Origin of the sequence: Klebsiella sp. CN_Kp097 (assembly GCF_040064495.1) — a bacterium.
Taxonomy (GTDB): Bacteria; Pseudomonadota; Gammaproteobacteria; order Enterobacterales; family Enterobacteriaceae; genus Klebsiella; species Klebsiella aerogenes.
Window position 1 is genome coordinate 517917 of the sequence record NZ_JBEAIL010000007.1, and the last position, 19493, is coordinate 537409.

Genomic DNA, 19493 nt, shown 5'->3' on the forward strand with positions numbered 1-19493 from the left:
AGTGAGTCTTAAGATGACGGATCACGAAAACAATCGGACTGTCCTGAACGCGCTGCCGGTCGGGTATCGTTTTAACGAATTTGAAATAAAGGAAGTGATTGGCGGCGGCGGTTTCGGCATTGTGTATCGCGCCTGGGACCATCAGCTGGAACGTACCATCGCGATAAAAGAGTTTATGCCTTCGTCGCTGGCGGTACGTAACGAAGATATGACCCTGGTACTGCGTAGCGAGCGCTTCAGCAAAGCGTTCTCAGCCGGATTAAACAGCTTTATCCAGGAGGCGCGGCTGCTGGCGCGCTTTAATCATCCCAACTTGCTGCACGTGCTGCGCTTTTGGGTTCAGAACGACACCGCCTATATGGGCACGCTGTTTTATAGCGGCACCACCTTGAGCCGCCTGCGCGAACAGCAGCCAAACCTCATCGATGAGGCATGGATCCGCCGGATGCTGCCGATGCTATTCGGCGCCATTAAAACCATTCACGACGCCGGCTATTTGCACCGTGATATCTCACCGGAAAATATCCAGATCCAGGATAACGGCCTGCCGGTGCTACTCGATTTCGGTTCGGCGCGCCGGACCATCGGTAATCTCTCCGACGAAACCGAAACTATGCTGCGCCCGGGTTATGCGCCTATCGAGCAGTATACCGACGATAATGACAGCGAACAGGGCGCCTGGACCGATATTTATGCCGTCGGCGCTGTGCTGCATACGCTGATCGTGGGTTCACCGCCGCCGGTGAGCGTGGTGCGGAGTATTCAGGACAACTATCAGCCGCTGGCGGAACTGAAGCCGGCGGGTTACTCGCTGCCGCTGCTACAGGCGGTAGATAAAGCTCTGGCGCTGCGGGTGGAAGATCGTCCCCAGTCAATCGACGCGTTCGCCGAGCTGATTGAAATGCCGGTGTCCAGTATCGATGACGTCTTGTCGGTCAAAAAAACCGGCACCATGCTGGCGCTGGTCGAAGAGGAAGAACAGGCGCCGGCCGCGACAGACTGGCGGCGCTATAAGGTTCCGGGGATGGTCGCCGCAGGCGTATTGGTCGGCATTATTGCCGGCGGTATGCTGTTCAGCGGCGGCGGCAGCGAGGCGCAACCAGCACAGAGCGCCAGCACCCAGCCGCCAGCGGCGGTTACGCCGCCGGTAACAACGCAGACCGCTAACGCGCAGACCGCTCCGCCCGTTGCTGTTCAAGAGAGCAAACCTGCCGCCGCGGCGGCGCCTGTTGCTCAGGTTTACGTGCGCATGCGGGAAGGGGAAAAGCTCAAACTCAATGGCGAACCACATAATACGCAACCGGCCACAAACGGCTTCGCCTCGCTGAAACTGGCGCCGGGACATTATGAAATTACCCTGCAGGGTAATGGACAAACCCGCGAGCAGACGCTGGATATCGCCAAACCGGGAACCTGGCTTATTAATCCATCGAGCTAGATGGCGCAATTGAGAGCGAAATCCACCCGCCAGAAATGCACGGCGGGTGGCTAATCACTGGTCAACAAGGAGTGTTTAATGACGCCAGGCTGGATTATCAACGCAGTATTGACGCTGGTTATTATTTTCATCAGCTTTTACCTTGCCAACCGCATAGTAAAAAACTCGCAACGGCGGGAGCAGCGGATTATCGAAAACGGGAACGATATCCAGGTTACGATACTCGCAATGCGGCAAACCGGATTATTTATCAACAACAATCCTGTCATTGATATGGATCTGCGGGTACAGGATTTAAATAATGGAAAAACGTGGCTTGTGGAAAAGCACCAGGAAACGGTTTTGCTCATTACCCTCGATGCCTGGCAGGTCGGAGTGACTTATGAAGCAAAACTCGAGCCAAAAGATAACGCCATTGTGTTTGTAAGAGATATTAACGATAAGCCAAAACTGACGAGTGGAAGATGAATATTTTTACTAACGTAATCGTTCTGGCCGTGGTCCTACTGTTTATTTATATTTTTGCGTCATTGCTGATTCGCGATGCGAAAAATAAAAAACTCAAAGCGGCTATCCACAATGATGGCGTTGCGGTGTCTGGCACCATCACAAATGTGAGAAGCCGCTCGGGCGGTAATTCCGGGTTTATTAATATTAGCGTCGATTTTAATTACGTTAACGAAAAAGGTGAATTGCTGACCGGTCAGCGGGATATCGTTATTGATATTACGCGTATCCAAAACTTTCAACCGGGAAAGCCGATTCCGTTACGCTACTTGCGCCTTGACCCGCAACAGGTGCTGGTCGATCTGCCGAACCCACTGTTAACGCGCAGCTAGTGCTGCACAAACTGTATCCCCCTGAATGGAATAATATTATGTCTAACAGGATCACCGTTCAGCTCCCCGTTGAGGGGCTGCTTTTCTGGAAACTCAGCGGACATGAAGCCATGTCGGAAATGTTCGAGCTCAGCTTAACGCTGCTTGGCAGCGATGCGCGTCTGGATCGCAGCAAGCTGCTTGGCCAGCCGGTCACCGTGACCATTCCGACGCAAAACGCGCTGAGTTCGCGTTATTTCAACGGTAAAATTACCCGCGTGGCGGTGAGCGCCGTTGAACTGAGCGGTATCCGCTACGCCGCTTACCAACTGATCGTTGAACCCGACTTATGGCCGATGAAACGCGACCGCAACCTGCGTATATTCCAGGGGCAGACGGTACCGCAGATCATCAATACGTTGCTGAGTGAATACCAGGTCAACGTTGAGGATAAGCTGAACGGCAGTTACCGCGTCTGGGATTACTGCGTCCAGTATCAGGAAAGTAGTTTCGCCTTTATCAGCCGCCTGATGGAGCTGGAGGGGATTGCCTACCATTTCCGTCACGAGGCGGGTAAACATACGATGGTTCTGACCGATTCAGCCACCCAGCATCAACCGGTAAGCGGCTATGAAACCATTCCCTACCACCAGACGGCATCGGGCGGTATTACCACTGAAGAGGGGATCGGTCAGTGGGCGCTGGAAGATAGCGTGACGCCGGGGATTTACAGCCTCGATGACTATGATTTCCGTAAACCTAACGCCTGGCTGTTTCAGGCGCGGCAGAACCCGGCATCGCCCTCGCCGGGCAGTATCGACGTGTACGACTGGCCGGGGCGGTTTGTCGATCACGGACACGGTGAATTCTACGCGCGTATCCGCCAGGAGCGCTGGCAGGTTGAACATCAGCAGATCCAGGCGTCCGCCACCGCGGTAGGCATCGCTCCCGGCGCAACGTTTACCCTAACTAATGCGCCATTCTTTAGCGATAATGGCGAATATTTGACGACCGCCGCAGATTACTTGTTTGAAGAGAACAGCTACGCCAGCGGCGGCAATAGCGATATCTCGCACCAAATCCATTTTAGAGTGATCCCCTCTTCGGTAGTCTATCGCCCGGCGCAGGTAACCGACTGGCCGCGAACCTATGGCCCGCAGACGGCGAAAGTTGTCGGGCCTGAAGGGGAAAGCATCTGGACCGACAGGTATGGCCGCATCAAAGTGAAGTTTCACTGGGACCGCCATGCCAAAGGCGATGACACCAGCTCCTGCTGGGTTCGCGTGTCGAGCGCCTGGGCAGGCCAGGGCTTTGGCGGCGTGCAAATTCCCCGCGTCGGCGATGAAGTGGTCATTGATTTTATCAACGGCGATCCTGACCGCCCGATCGTCACCGGACGTGTGTATAATGAAGCCAGCATGCCGCCATGGGATCTCCCCGGCGACGCCACCCGGATGGGCTTTATGACGCGGAGTAAGGATGGGAATCAGGACAATGCCAGTTACCTGTTTTTTGAAGATAAGCTTGGTGAAGAGTCCGTCGATTTGCATTCTGAAAAAAATATGAACGTGTCTGTTGAAGGGATGCACAATGAAGTTGTTCATCAGCAAACGATCTATTCACATCTAAATACGCGTTCCACTAGTGTGGTAGGCCACGATACGCAAACCTTTAATGCCGGGCAAACCATCGCTATCACGGCTAATGGACGTAATGAAAGCATTGTCGATAGTGAAACAAAATCGGTTACGGGTTATTCAAGTAATAGTTATACCGGCAATGTGGTAACCGAAAGCGGTGATACGGTTAGCACTTTGGCGGCATCGAAGATAATGTACGAAACGCCAGATGTTATCTTTGGTCAGGTTGTCGATGCCAAAGGTACAGAAAGTGCAGTTCCCAATATACCTTTTGATATTAAAAATACCGCTGGGCAGATTATGGCTGCACCAGGGACCAAGCTCTACGCAACAGATTATTTGGCAGCAGCCTCTACAAGCGCAGTTTCCGCTGCCACCAGAGTGACATACAAAAAAGGGGTTGTAACGCATATCCAAGGTATTGACAAACTTACCGTGGATAATAATCAAATAGTAGACGTTAAAGGGAATGTTGCTAGAAATATCCTGGGTGAACTTAATGAAACGGTTCAAGGCAAAATATCTATTAACTCACCATTAAAAATATCTATAAAAAGCGATACTAAAGTAGAAATTGTTTCCCCTGAGGGGTTGTTCACTAACAAGGGAATAAGTGTATCATTAAATGGCACAACACACTCCTTCAACGGACTTAGCACATCTGTGAATGGTGCATCGTTTAGTTGGACACCATTAAACATGCCAACGTCATTAGCAAGTATTGTCCACTCTCCAATGAATGTAACTAGATCTCTAACAAAAATAGAATCTTCATTGCAGAATGTAGTTATTGGTTTTATCCACATGTTTATGTAAGAGGTATATATGAATTTCCTTTCTGAACACTCAGGACCTATTGCGTTAGGTGTAATGTTGATATTCATCTTCATCTGTCTCAGAGGATTAAAGGGACAGAAGGAAGATTTTAGTGAAATAAGAAATTGGGTTGCAAGAGACAACTGGAACGGCGAATTAGCAACAGGAAAATTAAAAGAATGGAAACAAACATCAACTACCAATAATTTTGACCATTTCTATATTTTTACTATCGAGTCTAATTTGAGTGGTGAAGCTCAAACATATAAAGCAGCAACTGTGTTAAAGACCTCTGAAGTCATTAAATTAAAAAAGGATATGCCTGTAATGTTCAAATACCAGGGAGTACCCCCAAAAAAAACAGCAGTCATGAGCGTAGGCTAGTACTAGTCGATGCACGACATATAATTGCTGCTTTACCCTTTGATAGGGAACATGGCATAGAAACGGCCTCCAAATGCTGCGTTTCCTTTCCATTGGTTTTAGCTGGTAATAAATAATCAATCCAGAACCTAACGATTTCTCAATTTTTAGCATTTAAAATAAGACAGCCATCAATGGTTCACTTAATGTAAGATTTTACGATGTCAAATTCAACAATGTGGTCTATCTTTATAACCATTTTAGTTTTGGGGTGGTTCTTATACAGTATAATGAAGTCAGGAAATAATGATGAGAAGTTTCGTAAGGAAGGCATTAAAGTTGAAGCTAAAATCATTAGTAAACAACATATAAGTACCTCTGGCACCGGAAATATGAAATTTAAGTTTGAATTGGAATTTATGACTCCCGATGGAATTGTCGTCACATATGCTCGTCGCTTTATAACTCCGGAAGAAATGGTTAAAATTGGTAGGAAAAATACAGTTTTTTTATATTACCTCCCAGGTGCCCCTGAAAAAGTCTACCTTGTTCCTGGAGATATGGAGTAAACTATTGATGATAGTTTTTGTTAACAGCACGGATGCAACCCTATGAATGTCATCACGGAACCATCTTTTATCTTTGGCATTGTGGTGACAATCATAGCATTAGGTATATCATTTGCTGCCTTCAAACCGAATAAAACTGAAGTTTCAGCAATTAAAAACTGGTTGTCGAGAGATAAGTGGTCCGGTCAAACAATCCAGGTTCCGCTAGAATCATGGCGTCAGACAGAAACAAAGTACGGCAATGATTATATTTATGATTTCTATTTTAATGCAAATATAAACGGTTCTGTAAAAAAATACATTGCGAAAGGCATTGTAAGACCCGATGATATTCATAAATTAAAGAAAGGAATGTTATTATCAGTAATGTACAGTAATAACACGCCTCTAAAGATAGCGGTTACTTCCGTTAATTATTAAATGTGTAATGGTGCAGTAATATTTGATATTTCATTCTACCTATAAAATCACGACCTGGAATTGATTAAATGGATTTTCTAAATACAAAATGGTTTTATATTCTGCTTGTGGCATGCCTTATAGCACTCTATATTATTGGGCGGAATTTTCGTAGTTCCGTTATCCCTATGATCAAGGCTGGGTTTATTGAAAGCGCTGTTCTTAAAACAGGAATCGCAGTAAATGCCGATATTATTGCATCTCATCAAACTAGTATGTGGGGTGGAAATAAGCCAATATACCATTTGACCTTAAAATTTAACACTCTTGAAGGTGTTGAAACCGAAGCGAGTGTTGATATGGGGCTAAGCTTTGAAGAAATTGAGAGATTTAAACCCGGCAATGGGACAACAATAAAATACGACGCTAAAAATCCTAAACGAATCGCAATTTATGACAGACCATTATTTTTATAATGTGACAATTATTTATATTTAAAACCTAAAAGAGCTAACAATGAACTTTATTTATCAACACTCTTTGTTAATTGTTATTGCATCGGTTGCATTTAGCTTTTTTCTATTGTTCGGTTCGCTGCGAAGTCTCAAAGGACAGGGCGGGGACCTTACTGAAATAAAAAACTGGCTAAGCCGTGAGCGCTGGCCCGGTGAGATAAAAAACGCATCTCTGGTAAGTTGGCGTCAAACTAACGCGACCAATAATTTCGATTATTATTTCGTATTTACCTTTGAGGCGAACATTGAGGGTACGACAAAACAGTATAATGCTGCTGCCGTGGTACGTGCTTCAGAAATCCCCAAATTAAAACCGGGGCTTCAATTAACTATAAAGCATGAGGGCGTTCCGCCAAAACGAATGGCTGTTATGGATGTGGATTATGAATAAACAGGGTATCCACTAGACTTCTATGCTCGTGGCCATTTAGGTGGCCACTTAAAAACACTCACAGAATTTCTAATATGTGGTGAACTTCATCATTAATGGATCATTATGTTTGACTCTATGTGGGGAACATTAATATTAGCCGTTTTAATTTTGTTTGGTTTGTTCTTATATTGTTATCGTTCAGGCTCCAATTATGATAAGTTTAAGGCAAATGGCATTCGTACCGAGGCTAAAATATTAAGCATGGAAAAAATTGGCGCGAGTGGCGGAGGGAGCACTAAACTTAAAATGGAATTATCTTTCAATACTGACTCAGGTCTGGTGACGGCAACGGCTAAACAGTATATTTCCCCGCAAAATATGGTAAAAATCATGAGAAACAATACTATTTACATCTACTACATGCCTGATAATCCCAAAGAGTTATTACCAACACCTTGGGAGATGGAGTGATGGAGTCTCTCTATATTGTGAGAAAACCAAGATGTCTTTTTACCTAAAATAATGAATTGTGAAGCCTGAACTGAAACCCACCAGGGATAATTATGTCATTTGAAAAATGGATCACCAATATGTCTCCAAGGGAAATGATACCCGTGATTATTGGTTTATCAGTAAGTATATTATTCATGATGGCCACCTATTTCACATTCAGAAAGTCATCGTTACAACTAAAGTCAGTGAAAATCTATTTAAAACGCGAACGCTGGCGAGGAGACTTACTGAGTTCGCGGATTGAATTCTGGCAACAAACTAATGTAATGCTCGGTAATAATCTATTTTTCGATATATATTTTCGCATCGATGAAATGCCTCAATTATTTTGCGCCAAGGCGCTGATTGCACCAGCACAAATACATCTATTACGTAAAGGGCTGTCCATTGTCGTTAAGAAAGGACGCGGCAATAAGATTGCTATTATGCAAATCGGTGATGTGGGTTAATTCACTATGGATATACTCTTTTTTATCGTCATGGGGCTGATTGTCCTGGTGTTTGGTATCTATCCCATGGCCCGTTTTCTTTATCAGGATTTTTACCCGTATTTAAAGGATAGTTTCACCCACAGTGAGGTCCTGCAATCCGGCATTGCGGTCAACGCGGATATAATTGCCGCACACCAGACCAGCGCCTGGAGCGGAAGTAAACCGATCTATCGTATCACCTTTAAATTTAAGACCCGCGAGCAGGTGGAAGTTCAAGCTAGCCTGAATCACACCCTGAATTTCAGCGACATTGAACGTTTTAAGCCGGGTAATGGCACAACGATTAAATACGATCCGGCGAACCCGCAGAGAATTGCGCTATACGACAGGCCGCTTTTTTTGTAAGAACTAATCAGGAGATAACATGGAAATCGTCTCTACCATAGTGCTAACCATGGCATGGGCCATTCCGCTGGTAGTATTGCTCTTTGTGGCCTGGGTTGCGATGCAGAATATACGTTCTGCGCGACAAGATAAAAAAACGAAAATGAATGGTGTCAATGTTAAGGCCACCATCCTGCAGATCAAATACGATCGCGACCAGCGAATTAATAATCACTACTCAGCCATTTTGACCCTTCGTTATCATTGGCATGAGCAAGAACTGCAGGGCATCCGCGGCGTTATATTCCCCGCGCAAGACCAATCTGAGGTTCAGGTGAATCAATTAATCAATATTCGCGTTCACCAGGACGACCCACAACATTTCTACTACCTCGATTATCGTAATGTCTGATGCTAAGCATCAATTCCCCTTAAGAACCTATCGCATTAGGGCTATATGAAAATCATTAAACCCTTACGCCTGAGCGTACTGAACCGGCCATTCCGCTGGCAGGGCAAAAATTATCTTGGCGTTTCGGTGCTGGCGTTGGCGGATATGGGGCCAAACCCCCAGCTGCGCCCCGAGATGGAACTGTGGCAGCTTGCCGCCGACGAACTACAAACCAGCGGCGGCGTGGTGGATATGGCCATCCCTAAAGTCCGCGCCGAATTTCTTGCCACCGGTTTTGCCTATACCCATCATCAGCAGGAAAAAAGCGCCTGCGTGGCGCGCATCGATATCGACAAACTGAGTAAGTCGTTGGTGGTGTTCGGCGATCGCCAGTGGACGGGGCAACGTATGACCCGACCGCAGCCGTTTAGCGAAATGCGCCTCGACTGGAGCCGCGCCTTTGGCGGCGGTGATTATGCCGACAACCCGCACGGGCTTGGTGTCGCGCCGGTAAAACAGCAGGGGCGCGAACATCATCCTCTGCCGAATATTGAACCGCTGGAGGGAAGAGTAAGCTCGCCGCAGCAGAAACCGCAGCCGGCAAGTTTTGGCCCGCTGGATATTCAGTGGCCGCGGCGCTTTAGCCGTATGGGCAAAAAATATGATGCCAGTTGGCTACAACAGGATTTTCCCGGTTTTGCCAGCGATATTGACTGGAAAGTCTTTAACGCCGCCAGCCCGGACCAATGGTGGGAGGATCGGGATACCTTGCCGCCAGGGGCGAAATGGCGGATCTGGAATATGCATCCTGAGAAACCAATGCAGGAGGGCCAGCTGCCGCCGTGGCAGGCTCGCTGTTTTATTCATCGCCAGCGCGCGGATGAAACGCTATTTGAAGAAATTGCCTTACGCGCCACCACGGTATGGTTCTTTCCCCATCGGGAACAGATGATGCTTATCTGGCAGGGGCACATTCGTATCAATGAAGACGATGCCGCCGACGTCCTGCAGCTGATCCCGGCGCTGGAAAAAGAGGGCGCCGCCCGTTCGCTTAATCACTATCGCAAGGTACTGGCCCAGCGAATGGATAAAGAGAAGGGCGCGCTCTTCTCCTTCCGCGAAAAGGATCTCATACCGGAAGAGACCATCGGCCCGTGGATCGACAATGAAATTGAACAGTCGCCGAGTCCGCAGCAGGAGAATATGAAAAACCGCGCCCGTCTGCTGCGTGAACAGCACCGCGCCGCCATTGAAGCCAGCGGCGGTGATATCGATAGCCTGTTGGCGGATATCGACGAACCCACGTTGCCTAAGCTTGAAGACCTGCCGGAGTTTATCGCCGACATGGAGCGTCAGGCGCAGGAAATGGAGAATGATGCACAACAGCGCAAGCGTGAGATGGAGGCGCACTATCCGCAGTTGAATAACGATGAAAACCAACCGCGCGGCCCCGAATCCATGCACCGGATGCAGGAGATGCTGCATCAGCACCAGCACGAACTGAGCGAGAAAAAGCGCGCGCAAACGCGCGAGGCGCTACATCAGATGTACCTGGCCGCGGTGCAGCATCAGCCGCCGGCGGTCCGGCTGAAGGGCGATCTGGCGATGATCCTGCGCCAACGCGCCGAGCGTACCATGGCGCAGGGCGGCAATTTTAGCGGGATGGATCTGACCGGCGTTGATTTTTCCGGCATGGATTTTCGCGGCGCCAATTTTGAAAAGGCGTTACTGGAATGCGCGGACCTCAGCCACTGTCAGCTGGATAACGCCTCTTTTCAGGGGGCCGTGCTGGCCAGAACGGAGCTACAGCATTCGTCGCTGCGTAACTGTGATTTTAGCGGCGCCAGCCTGGTACTGGCGGAGTGCCATCAAAGCGACTTCACCGGCGCTCGCTTTGAAGATAGTCAGCTACAGAACGCGCTGTTTGCGCAATGCATTTTCGATAATGCGACGCTAAAAACGCTGATCCTTCGGGAAATCAGCCTGATTGACTGCCGTTTTCATCGCGCCGAGCTGGATGGCTGCGTCTTTATGGAACTGACGCTGGCACAACCTGATTTCAGCCACGCGCGGCTGCACAAATGCTCGTTTTTACAATCTGAACTGGAGCATGCCATTTTCCATCAGGCGACGCTGGAAAGCTGTTCTCTGGTGCAGACCATCGCGGAGCGCGCTGATTTTAGCGCTGCAACATGGCTAGCCAGCGCTGCGGTGTCGGAAAGCTCACTTATCGGCGCCGACTTCAGCCACGCTACGCTGCAGCAGAGCAATTTACGCCAGACGCCATTACAGGGCGCGCGCTTTGCGCTGGCAAAAATCGAAAACAGCGATCTGAGTGAGGCCTATTGCCGTGATGCCAGCTTTATACGCGCGAATCTGGTCGGCAGTCTGTTTGTTCGCACCGATTTTCGCGAGGCCGATTTTACCGACGCCAATCTGATGGGCGCGTTGCTGCAAAAAAGCCAGCTTGCCGGAGCCAATTTCGAAGGCGCCAACCTGTTCCGCGCCGATCTTTCACAATCCTTTACCAGTAAAACCACGCGGCTGGACGGCGCATGGACCAAACGCATTAAAACCCTGCCGAAGCGCGATGGAGAAGTGATATGACGATACTGAGCCCGGAGGAGATCGTTCAGCGCATCAAAAACGGCGAGCCACTCAATGAAATATCGCTGGATGGTATCAACCTGCAGGGCTGCGATCTCTCCGGCGGTCTGTTTCAGGAGGTGTCGCTACGCGGCGCTAATCTGCAAAACGCCAATTTGCATGAAACCCTGTTTACCGAGTGCCAGCTGCAGAACCTGCAGCTGCAAGGCGCCCAACTTAAGCAGACGACCTTCAATCAGTGTGAAATGGCCCATCTTCAGGCCGCCGAAACCGCGCTTGATAGTTGCGTGTTTAATCAGTGCGACCTGCAAGAGAGCGATTTCTCGGCGACGACGCTGCAAAGCAGCCAGTTTATGCGTTGCCAGATGAGCAGGAGCCGTTTTCGCGGTTCAACGCTGGAACGCAGCGTGTTTTATGAGGCTGATCTGACACACGCCAGCTTTGCGCAAAGCCGCGGCCTGTTGACCACCTTTTACCATATCGATTTGCGGGACACCGCGCTGGACGGAATGCAGTGCGACCGGCTGGTGTTTTTCCAGTGCGATCAGCGCGGCAAAGACTATTCAAGGCAGGGTTTTACCGGCTGCCAGTTCACCGATTGTCCGCTGGACGGCGCGAAGTTTAACGGCGCCCAGCTAACCCAGTGCAATTTCAAAGGCGCGTCATTGCGTGAAGCAGAGTTCAATCAGGTGAACGCCAGCCAGGCGCTGTTTATGGAGGCCGATCTGCGCGGCGCCCAGTGTCGCGGCAGCCTGTTCGACCAGGCGATATTTGTTGGCGCGCTCCTGGAGCAGGCCGACTTTAGCCAGAGCAGGTTGTTCCAGAGTGTTTTACAGCGGGTTCAGGCCGCCGGGGCGCGATTCGCGCTCTGCGATCTGACGTGGAGCGATTTTTCCGCTGCCGACCTGCGTCAGGCGGATCTGCGCGGCGCGACCTTTTCCCGTACCCGGCTGCATCGCGCCCGCCAGGACGAAGCGCTGTTTACCGGCCGCCAGGGGATCCTGGAATACGATGAAGAGTTATTAGCCGCTGAGGCGTGGAGCGCCCAGCGCCACAGCCGTTGTTAAGGAGACAACAGATGACAACCATTAATCACAAACTGGCCCAGGCGGCGATGCCGCCGGCACAGGCTTCCGGCACGGTGACCCATTGCTTTGCCGACGGCAGCGTGACCGTCGAGAGCGAAGGGCGCGGCTGGCACTGTCGGCGAGCGGTCAGTTGTCTGATCGCGCCGCAGGCTGGGGATCGCGTACTCATCAGCAGCGTGGACAACCAGATCTGGCTGTTAGCGGTGCTGGAGCGTGATGAAAGCCGCCAGGCGGAGCTCAGCGTACCGGGTGACCTGCATATTCAAAGCCAGGGGGAACTCAGCCTCAGCGGTCAGCGGCTGTGCGTCAATGCCGCGCAGGGGGACTGCCATATCAGCGAGATGAACTACAGCGGCGATAAGCTATCGGCATGGGTGACACTGTCACGTATTGTTGGCAAACGCGCCGAATCGGTCTGGCAAACGGTGACGCAAATTAGCCACAATCTGCTGCGCACTACCCGGCAGACCGAGCAGGTGCGCGCCGGGCAGCTGGATATGAAAGCGGAAGATTACGCCCGCCTGCATGCGCACAATACGGTTATCACCTCAAAAGCGATCACCAAAGTCGATTCAGAACAGATCCACATGGGCTAAGGAGCTAATTATGTTTGCTAACTGCCAGCTATTCGGTGTCGATTTAGCCTTCCCCGACGTCTGTCTGACCCCGATGCCAGCGCCGACGCCAATTCCCTATCCGGACATCGCGCTGGGGCCGACGGCGATCCCTAACGCGCTCAATATTCTGTTTATGGGCATGCCCGCGCACAATATGGCGACGGTGACGCCGCTCACCAACGGCGATAACCCCGGCGTGGCGACCGGGGTGGCGTCAGGTACGGTGATGGGGCCGTCGCGTCATCTGACCGGTGCATTTACCGTGTTGTTAAAAGGCACGCCGGCGACGCGTCTAACCAGCGTTAGCCTGCAAAATTCGACAAATGCGGTCGGTATGCGCATCGTCCCCAGCCAGTTCAAGGTATTGATGCTGGCGCCGTAGGAAACACGTTCCAGATGCCATACCTGAACATCATTCTCGGGAAGCCTTTTTACGATCTCCTGCAGCATGGCCGGGAGATAGACCGCGCTATTGCGCGCCGGGACGGCACCTCACTGAATCACTCCACGCCAGAACTTGAACGCTACTTTTCGCGTCCACCTGGCGAACGTCCCCGGCAAAACCCATTTCCGGTCGCCGCGCTATTCCCACTGTTCTTAGTGGCTTTTGCATTCAATCTGCTACCATTTTTGCAGACGCTCCCGCCATTCTCTGCGCCGATACGGGTAGCGAGTTTCTTTGTACCTGCGCTAGTGGTGGTTATTGTTCTGTTGACCAGCGGCGTGTTGCTGGCTCGCGGTTATACCCTCGGGCTGAAGGGATTTCTGGCGCTATTTCTTCTCCTCTCAGCGTCAACGGCGGCGCAAGCGTTGAGAGCGATGGTCAGCGCAGGTGAAAGTCTCTGGCCGCTGGCGTTCGCCGCGCTGGCATTACTGTGTTGCCGGCTAATATTTAACCGCCAGGGATTCGTGCTGTTCACGATTTATTGTCGTAGCCAGCGGTTGGCTCTTCTCGCGGGCAAACTACGCCGGCAGCGCAAATAGGGAGTGGTAAAGGCGGTGAGCAACCCCTGACTATCAACGGATAGCCAGGGATTTTGTTTATTGCGGGTAATTAAACGCGTCAGGATGGTTTTCAAGGCTGCCGCTCAGCGCGGCAAACAACACGGTTTTACCATCAATCGACAGCGCATCGCTGACGTTAAGCCAGGTCAGTTTTTCCTGCGATGTCTTCTCATCAACCACTGAGAAGACGCCCGCCATCTGTTTGGATTTTTCAGACCAGATCACGGCGATACGTTCGCTTCCACAATCGTGTGGTTTACAGGCGCTTAATACCTGCCAGGATTCAGAACCCAGTTTCACGGTCTGTGCCGGGGATCCGGTACCACCGCTGTTAACCCAGGCCGGGAGCTTATGGCCTTTTACCATCTGGCTGAACGACGCTTTGGTCGCATTATCTTTGGCAAGTGAAGTCAGCGTAACATCGCTTTGCGCCATGACGCTGGCGGATGCGGTGAGTGCGACGATGGCGGCAAGTGCTTTGAACATGTTTCCTCCTGGAGTTGATATGTCCTCATTTCGGGCCCCTTAATAGTGGGTGCAGAGCATCATTAATGCAAATGAACATATTTATACAATGAATGTGATCACCCGCGCAAAGCGTGGACTTATCCGGCTTGGACATGTCATGATGCACATTGGTTAAATTTTTGTATTAATCGCCGAGAGTGAAGGGCTAATACAAAAGGGCATATTTATTCAGGCGATAACGCATGGCGTATTTGAATCATCTGTTGACGTTTATTGAAAGTAATCCGGCATTAGCGATCGGCTTTAACCTTATTCTGCTGGTCGTCTCCGGCATCTTTGCCCATCTTTTGTGCAAGTTTTTGCTGATTAAAGTGATACGCAAGGTGTTCTTCGCCAGCCATAAACAGGACGTACCGCTGGAAAAAGACCGCCGTATCGCCGAGAAACTGTCAAACTTCATTCCGGTTATTATCGTCTACTATGTTCTGCAGTTCATGCCCAATATGCCGGCATCACTGGTAACGGCGATTAATACCATCTGCGGAATTTTGTTTTTTATTTTTCTGTCGATCTTTTTCAACGAAATGCTGGATATCGTCAATAGCTCTTATCTGCGTAAGACCAAGCGCAAAAACCATTCCATCAAAGGCTATATCCAGATAGGCAAAATCTTAGTTCACATTCTGGCCGCGATTATGATCCTCGCCGTGATGTCGAATAAATCACCGGTGATTATCATTTCCAGCCTCGGCGCCGTCGCGGCGGTGCTGATGTTAGTGTTTCAACATACCTTGCTGTCGCTGGTGGCCAACGTCCAGCTATCGTCAAACGATGTCCTGCAACTGGGCGACTGGATCGAAATGCCAGACAAGAACCTGAGCGGGGAAGTGACGGATATCGCGCTGCATACCATTACTATCCGTAACTGGGACAACACCATTTCGCGTATTCCGACCAAGAATTTCCTTACAGAAACGTATACCAACTGGCAGGCGATGTTCTCGTCCGGCGCACGAAGGATCATGCGCAGTATAAATATCGATCAGCACTCGGTAACCTTCCTGAATCAGGAGATGTTAACCCCGATGCTGGCAATCCGCGGGGTGAGTGAGCCGCTCAGTAAATTACTGGATGGCCGGGATCCGGGCGGCGTCGCGGATCGCTGGTTTATTGATAACGGGTTGACTAACCTGACGCTGTTTCGCCATTACCTGATGAGCTATCTCGCCGAACGGCCAGATATCATTAAAGATATGTACATCGTGGCGCGAACGTTAAAACCGTCGCCGTCCGGGCTGCCGCTGGAAATCTACTGCTTTACCTCCTCGACGCTGTGGATGGATTACGAGAACACCCAGTCTGCTATTTTTGAATACATTACCGCCGTGGCCGGGCAGTTTTCACTGCGTCTTTACCAGTATCCCGCCGGGCATGATTTCTGGCGCTTATCGCAGGAAAACGCCAGCCGCGCGAGTTCGCCGCCGCCAACAGAGGGGTGACCGGGAGATGGCAATCGTGTTGAGAAAAATGCGGGCCTCCGATATTAGCGGTGGCCTGATGCTTAGCCAGCAGATGGGTTGGCCGCATCGTCGTGAAGACTGGCTGTGCGCCTTCACGCTAGGTGAGGGTATTGTGGCGGAAATAGAAGGCGAACTCTGTGGCACGACGCTATGCTGGCGCTGGGGTCAACATCACGCCACTATCGGCCTGGTGCTGGTGGCTAAACAGCTGCAGGGTAAAGGGCTTGGCAAGAAGCTCTTTGCCGCTCAATTAGAGAGGCTGGGCAGCCGCACTATCCAACTGCACGCCACGCCTGCCGGAGAACCGTTATATCGTAAGTTTGGTTTCCGTCCGGCAGGATTTCTCCAGCAATGGCACGCCCACGCATTACCTGCCGTTGCTTCTTCGGGCATCGACATCTCTGCCGCGACGGTCGCCGATATATCACAGCTAGCTCTGTTGGATGGCAAGGCCTGGGGCGCCCAACGAGAGCGTCTTATCCGCTGGCTGCTGGCCAACGCGCACCTTGCCGTTATCCGCAATAGTCAGGAGCAGATTTGCGCCTGGGCCGCCTGTCGCCGCATGGGCCGAGGCTATGTAATCGGGCCGGTGGTGGCCAGCCAAAGCGATCATGCGCAGGCGTTATGTGCTAGTTTTCTGACCACGCTCGCCGGCGAGTTTGTGCGCCTCGATTGTCCGGAAGGCCAACATGAATCGTTTACCCACTGGCTTGGGCAAAACGGGTTCACGCTGGCGGATCGGCCGTTGGCAATGGTGAAGGGGGATATTTGCCGCCACAGCCATGATGTACGTCTGTTTAGCCTGATGTCCCAGGCGATGGGGTAAGTGGAGTAACAACGGCCATTCGGAATAATCCTGAATTTTTATATTTCTATAGCAATTAACCTTTAGGGCATAAAATAGATGCCCATATGCATGGAGAGAATCAATGACAATGCCTGGAGAGTTTGCAAAAAACAATTTACCCGATTATGGATTTGCAAGGAGTCTGGGACTGACTTCAGGCAATGATTTTGATTTTAAGGCTCTGGCCAATCAATTGGATTGTTCCCGAGATTTTAACCATGCAGGTATTATTTATTCTGACGGTAGCCAGCAGTGGCTTGTTAGACCGTCCAGAAATATTGCTCAGGAAAATAAAAGCACCGTCACCCACGTTATCGTTACCCGAATCAATGCTCAACCTTCGGCATATAATGCCACCAAAGCACTAAATCATACGATTCAGACGCCATCCCTGGCAAACGAGATCACCTCAACGGCTATTTCATGCGGTGCGGCTGTCGTAACGGGAGTTTTGGCTGTCGGCGCAGGTGCCGCCGTTCCAATAACCGCAGGGGCATCCGGTGTTGTTGCTGCGATTATTACTGCGGGAACGGTAGCTACAGTCGCGCAATGTTTTATTGGTTTAGGTCGTATTACCCTGATTGCAACAGATCATGATGATGTAGTCACATGGCTCGACAGCGAATCATGGTATGTGGCAACAAGTACCGCATTAGATATTGTTTCGCTTGCGGGTGCCGGAGCTGGGCTGAGAAGCACGATAGAAACATATAAGATGATGAAAGCTAGTACTTCAACGAATGTGATAACCTGGCTTAAGGGGCTAAACCGTGCGGAACGTCGCCGAATTACGGAAGAAATTATTCGCGCGCAAAACCCTGGAATATCGAATACAGGAATGAAAGCCGCTATGCGTGCAGGGTTTTATCCCAAACGCTTTCCTTCTGATGCCTTACAGCGAAGCTTACAACGTGAATTAACCACGGCGGTAGTGAATACCTCCGCATTTGCGGGTAGCGCCATGACTGGAACAATCCGTAATCCGCAAAATATGAGGGCCTCAACACAATATGCCATTGGCCTTATTCAGTCATTCTCCTTGTTGGGAACTCATTAATAATAATCATGAAATATATTACCAGAAACCTTATTTTAAGTGCCGTTGTTTCTCGAAAAATGGACACTAACGATCCGCAGCAGCTTGAAAAGCTTAAAGACAGATTAAAAGACCGGATGGGTATTCCGGTCGGCTGGCATATGTCAGGAATACCGCTGGTAGGGGCTATGATTCTGAGCATGTTCGCTTTTGCCCTGGCTCAACCTTATCTCTGGTTGGCGGTGTTCGAGCTATTTGGGCTGCCGCAGTATGCCGTGATGGCGGCGATTGTGCCTGTATCGCTAATTTATAGTCTGATAATGGTACTGACGATGTACTTCGTTGCCAGAGGCAATTTTCTGGCGCTTAAATTATCACTGGCTTTGATGGCTTTTAGCGGTCTGGTTGCGATTGTTTATTTTCTTTCTGTTTGCCTCGGGGCATTATTCGGCGCCGGACTAAAACCAGGATTTCTCATTAGCGCCGTGCTGGGGCTAGTATTCATTTTAGGCGGTATCCGATGCATTAATAGCCAGACTTTTTACCGTGCAAACGCCCTTTATCTACATAACAGGGTCTGGCGAAAACAGCTTAATATTCAGCGCCAGACGCTGCGCCGCGCTTCACGTTAGAAAAGGGCGGCAGCAGGCCAGTTTTAGCCTGGCCTTATTTTATAAATCAATGAGCAAATTCGTGCTGCGGCTGCGGGAGCAGCACAGCGCGACATGCTGCACGATGGCGCATTTTTCTGCTGCTGACTGCACCGTATCACGATGATCCACCTCTCCCTCAACCACCCTGGTCAGACAGGCGCCGCAAATCCCCATCTCACAGGAGAGCGGCACTGCCACACCATTTTCCTGCAATACCTGCGCGATGGTTTGATTGGCGGCGACAGGCCAGCATTGGCCAGAAGAGGCGAGCGTCACCGTAAACGTCTCTTCCTGCCGAACGTCGTTGGCGGGCATTGACGCCTGAAACGCCTCCTCATGGATCTGCTCAGCCTGCCAGCCTTGTATCGCCGCCGCCTGGCGCGCGGCGGCCATAAATCCCGCCGGCCCACACAAGTAAAGCCGATCTTCACGATGAGGAACGCTCAACCTTCCAGGCAAATTTTCTCGCGGGCTCTCGCCTTCAGCTGAGCTATAAATCCTTACGTTTTCAGGTGCCAGCTTGCGGGCAATCGCGGCTACCAGGGCGCCGTTTTCCCGTCGGTTGAGGTAATACTGTAAGGTAAATGGCTTTCCTTGCGCCGCTAACGCCCGCGCCATGCTATACAGCGGCGTAATGCCAATCCCGGCGGCCAGCAGGGTGACGTGTCGCGCCGTCTGCAGGGCAAATTGGTTTCGTGGTAGCGAAATCATCAGCCTCTGACCCGGTCGCAGCGTCTCATGGATGTAGCGCGAACCGCCGCGCGACTCTGCCGATCGCGCCACGCAAATCAGATAACGTTCCAGCCTGCGGTGGCTGCCGGTGAGTGAGTACTGACGGGTCACGCCGTTCGCCAGATGCAGATCGATATGGGCGCCGGGCTGCCATGCGGGTAATGGGTCGCCGTCGGGCGTCACCAGCCTGACCGCCAGATTATGTTCTCCTTCACGCCAGAGACCATCGACAACCACCTCAATTAGAGTACTCATCGTATAACTCCTTGC

24 protein-coding genes and 1 pseudogene are annotated in these 19493 nt (G+C 50.6%); 23 read left to right on the top strand and 2 right to left on the bottom strand.

Going from position 1 to position 19493, the window contains the following annotated elements:
• Positions 1 to 13: 13 nt before the first annotated feature.
• The 18 genes from ABLV07_RS12820 (at position 14) to ABLV07_RS12905 (ending at position 13946) form a co-directional block, all read left to right on the top strand.
• A complete protein-coding gene (locus ABLV07_RS12820; protein WP_046883849.1) occupies positions 14 to 1438 on the top strand; it encodes a serine/threonine-protein kinase in 1425 nt (474 codons plus the stop codon).
• A gap of 78 nt (positions 1439 to 1516) precedes the next feature.
• Positions 1517 to 1906 carry a hypothetical protein gene (locus ABLV07_RS12825; protein ID WP_015705447.1) on the top strand — a complete coding sequence of 130 codons (390 nt, stop codon included), beginning with the start codon at positions 1517 to 1519 and terminating at the stop codon, positions 1904 to 1906.
• Complete coding sequence (locus tag ABLV07_RS12830; protein ID WP_015705446.1) at positions 1903 to 2277, top strand: DUF3592 domain-containing protein; 375 nt, start codon at positions 1903 to 1905, stop codon at positions 2275 to 2277. The genes ABLV07_RS12825 and ABLV07_RS12830 overlap by 4 nt, the downstream gene beginning before the upstream one ends.
• A gap of 38 nt (positions 2278 to 2315) precedes the next feature.
• Complete coding sequence (gene tssI / locus ABLV07_RS12835; protein WP_015705445.1) at positions 2316 to 4712, top strand: type VI secretion system tip protein TssI/VgrG; 2397 nt, start codon at positions 2316 to 2318, stop codon at positions 4710 to 4712.
• A gap of 9 nt (positions 4713 to 4721) precedes the next feature.
• On the top strand, positions 4722 to 5096 hold the full coding sequence (locus tag ABLV07_RS12840; RefSeq protein ID WP_021469585.1) for a hypothetical protein: 375 nt from the start codon (positions 4722 to 4724) through the stop codon (positions 5094 to 5096).
• 200 nt (positions 5097 to 5296) lie between these two features.
• Complete coding sequence (locus tag ABLV07_RS12845) at positions 5297 to 5644, top strand: DUF3592 domain-containing protein (protein ID WP_223575853.1); 348 nt, start codon at positions 5297 to 5299, stop codon at positions 5642 to 5644.
• Between the two features lie 42 nt (positions 5645 to 5686).
• Entirely contained in the window at positions 5687 to 6064 is a 378-nt protein-coding gene (locus tag ABLV07_RS12850) for a hypothetical protein (protein WP_015705442.1), read from the top strand.
• Positions 6065 to 6132: 68 nt separating this feature from the next.
• Entirely contained in the window at positions 6133 to 6519 is a 387-nt protein-coding gene (locus ABLV07_RS12855; protein ID WP_015705441.1) for a DUF3592 domain-containing protein, read from the top strand.
• A 40-nt stretch (positions 6520 to 6559) separates the two neighbouring features.
• A complete protein-coding gene (locus tag ABLV07_RS12860; protein WP_015705440.1) occupies positions 6560 to 6949 on the top strand; it encodes a hypothetical protein in 390 nt (129 codons plus the stop codon).
• A 105-nt stretch (positions 6950 to 7054) separates the two neighbouring features.
• Positions 7055 to 7402: a DUF3592 domain-containing protein gene (locus tag ABLV07_RS12865; protein ID WP_015705439.1), complete on the top strand. Its 348-nt coding sequence runs from the start codon at positions 7055 to 7057 to the stop codon at positions 7400 to 7402.
• A gap of 92 nt (positions 7403 to 7494) precedes the next feature.
• Positions 7495 to 7893, top strand: coding sequence for a hypothetical protein (locus ABLV07_RS12870; RefSeq protein WP_032708075.1), 399 nt, complete (start codon positions 7495 to 7497; stop codon positions 7891 to 7893).
• Positions 7894 to 7899: 6 nt separating this feature from the next.
• Positions 7900 to 8280, top strand: a complete 381-nt coding sequence (locus ABLV07_RS12875) for a DUF3592 domain-containing protein (RefSeq protein WP_015705437.1) — start codon at positions 7900 to 7902, stop codon at positions 8278 to 8280.
• Between the two features lie 19 nt (positions 8281 to 8299).
• The gene (locus ABLV07_RS12880; protein WP_015705436.1) at positions 8300 to 8671 is read left to right on the top strand and encodes a hypothetical protein; all 372 of its coding nucleotides are present in this window, start codon (positions 8300 to 8302) and stop codon (positions 8669 to 8671) included.
• 45 nt (positions 8672 to 8716) lie between these two features.
• Complete coding sequence (locus tag ABLV07_RS12885; RefSeq protein ID WP_020078768.1) at positions 8717 to 11257, top strand: DUF2169 domain-containing protein; 2541 nt, start codon at positions 8717 to 8719, stop codon at positions 11255 to 11257.
• Complete coding sequence (locus ABLV07_RS12890; RefSeq protein WP_020078769.1) at positions 11254 to 12324, top strand: pentapeptide repeat-containing protein; 1071 nt, start codon at positions 11254 to 11256, stop codon at positions 12322 to 12324. Before ABLV07_RS12885 ends, ABLV07_RS12890 begins: the two co-directional genes overlap by 4 nt.
• 11 nt (positions 12325 to 12335) lie before the next feature.
• Positions 12336 to 12941 (top strand): DUF3540 domain-containing protein, encoded by a 606-nt coding sequence (locus tag ABLV07_RS12895; RefSeq protein ID WP_020078770.1) that lies wholly within the window; start codon positions 12336 to 12338, stop codon positions 12939 to 12941.
• 10 nt (positions 12942 to 12951) lie between these two features.
• The gene (locus tag ABLV07_RS12900) at positions 12952 to 13344 is read left to right on the top strand and encodes a DUF4150 domain-containing protein (protein WP_015366584.1); all 393 of its coding nucleotides are present in this window, start codon (positions 12952 to 12954) and stop codon (positions 13342 to 13344) included.
• 14 nt (positions 13345 to 13358) lie between these two features.
• Positions 13359 to 13946 carry a hypothetical protein gene (locus tag ABLV07_RS12905; RefSeq protein WP_032708074.1) on the top strand — a complete coding sequence of 196 codons (588 nt, stop codon included), beginning with the start codon at positions 13359 to 13361 and terminating at the stop codon, positions 13944 to 13946.
• A gap of 57 nt (positions 13947 to 14003) precedes the next feature.
• Here ABLV07_RS12905 and ivy read toward each other — a convergent pair whose 3' ends face one another.
• Positions 14004 to 14453 carry an Ivy family C-type lysozyme inhibitor gene (gene ivy / locus ABLV07_RS12910; protein ID WP_015705431.1) on the bottom strand — a complete coding sequence of 150 codons (450 nt, stop codon included), beginning with the start codon at positions 14451 to 14453 and terminating at the stop codon, positions 14004 to 14006.
• A 224-nt stretch (positions 14454 to 14677) separates the two neighbouring features.
• Between ivy and ABLV07_RS12915 the strand changes: the two are divergent.
• The 5 genes and pseudogenes from ABLV07_RS12915 to ABLV07_RS12935 all read left to right on the top strand — a co-directional run bounded on the left by ABLV07_RS12915 (position 14678) and on the right by ABLV07_RS12935 (position 18470).
• Positions 14678 to 15098, top strand: a pseudogene (locus ABLV07_RS12915) (hypothetical protein).
• A 107-nt stretch (positions 15099 to 15205) separates the two neighbouring features.
• Positions 15206 to 15934: a mechanosensitive ion channel domain-containing protein gene (locus ABLV07_RS12920; RefSeq protein ID WP_322972686.1), complete on the top strand. Its 729-nt coding sequence runs from the start codon at positions 15206 to 15208 to the stop codon at positions 15932 to 15934.
• Positions 15935 to 15941: 7 nt separating this feature from the next.
• Positions 15942 to 16781, top strand: a complete 840-nt coding sequence (locus ABLV07_RS12925) for a GNAT family N-acetyltransferase (RefSeq protein WP_032708073.1) — start codon at positions 15942 to 15944, stop codon at positions 16779 to 16781.
• A gap of 103 nt (positions 16782 to 16884) precedes the next feature.
• Positions 16885 to 17859, top strand: coding sequence for a hypothetical protein (locus ABLV07_RS12930; RefSeq protein ID WP_015366589.1), 975 nt, complete (start codon positions 16885 to 16887; stop codon positions 17857 to 17859).
• 8 nt (positions 17860 to 17867) lie between these two features.
• Positions 17868 to 18470, top strand: coding sequence for a hypothetical protein (locus ABLV07_RS12935; RefSeq protein WP_223575721.1), 603 nt, complete (start codon positions 17868 to 17870; stop codon positions 18468 to 18470).
• 39 nt (positions 18471 to 18509) lie between these two features.
• Here the strand turns inward: ABLV07_RS12935 and ABLV07_RS12940 are convergent, their stop codons facing one another.
• Entirely contained in the window at positions 18510 to 19478 is a 969-nt protein-coding gene (locus ABLV07_RS12940; protein WP_045387901.1) for a PDR/VanB family oxidoreductase, read from the bottom strand.
• Positions 19479 to 19493 lie beyond the last annotated feature (15 nt).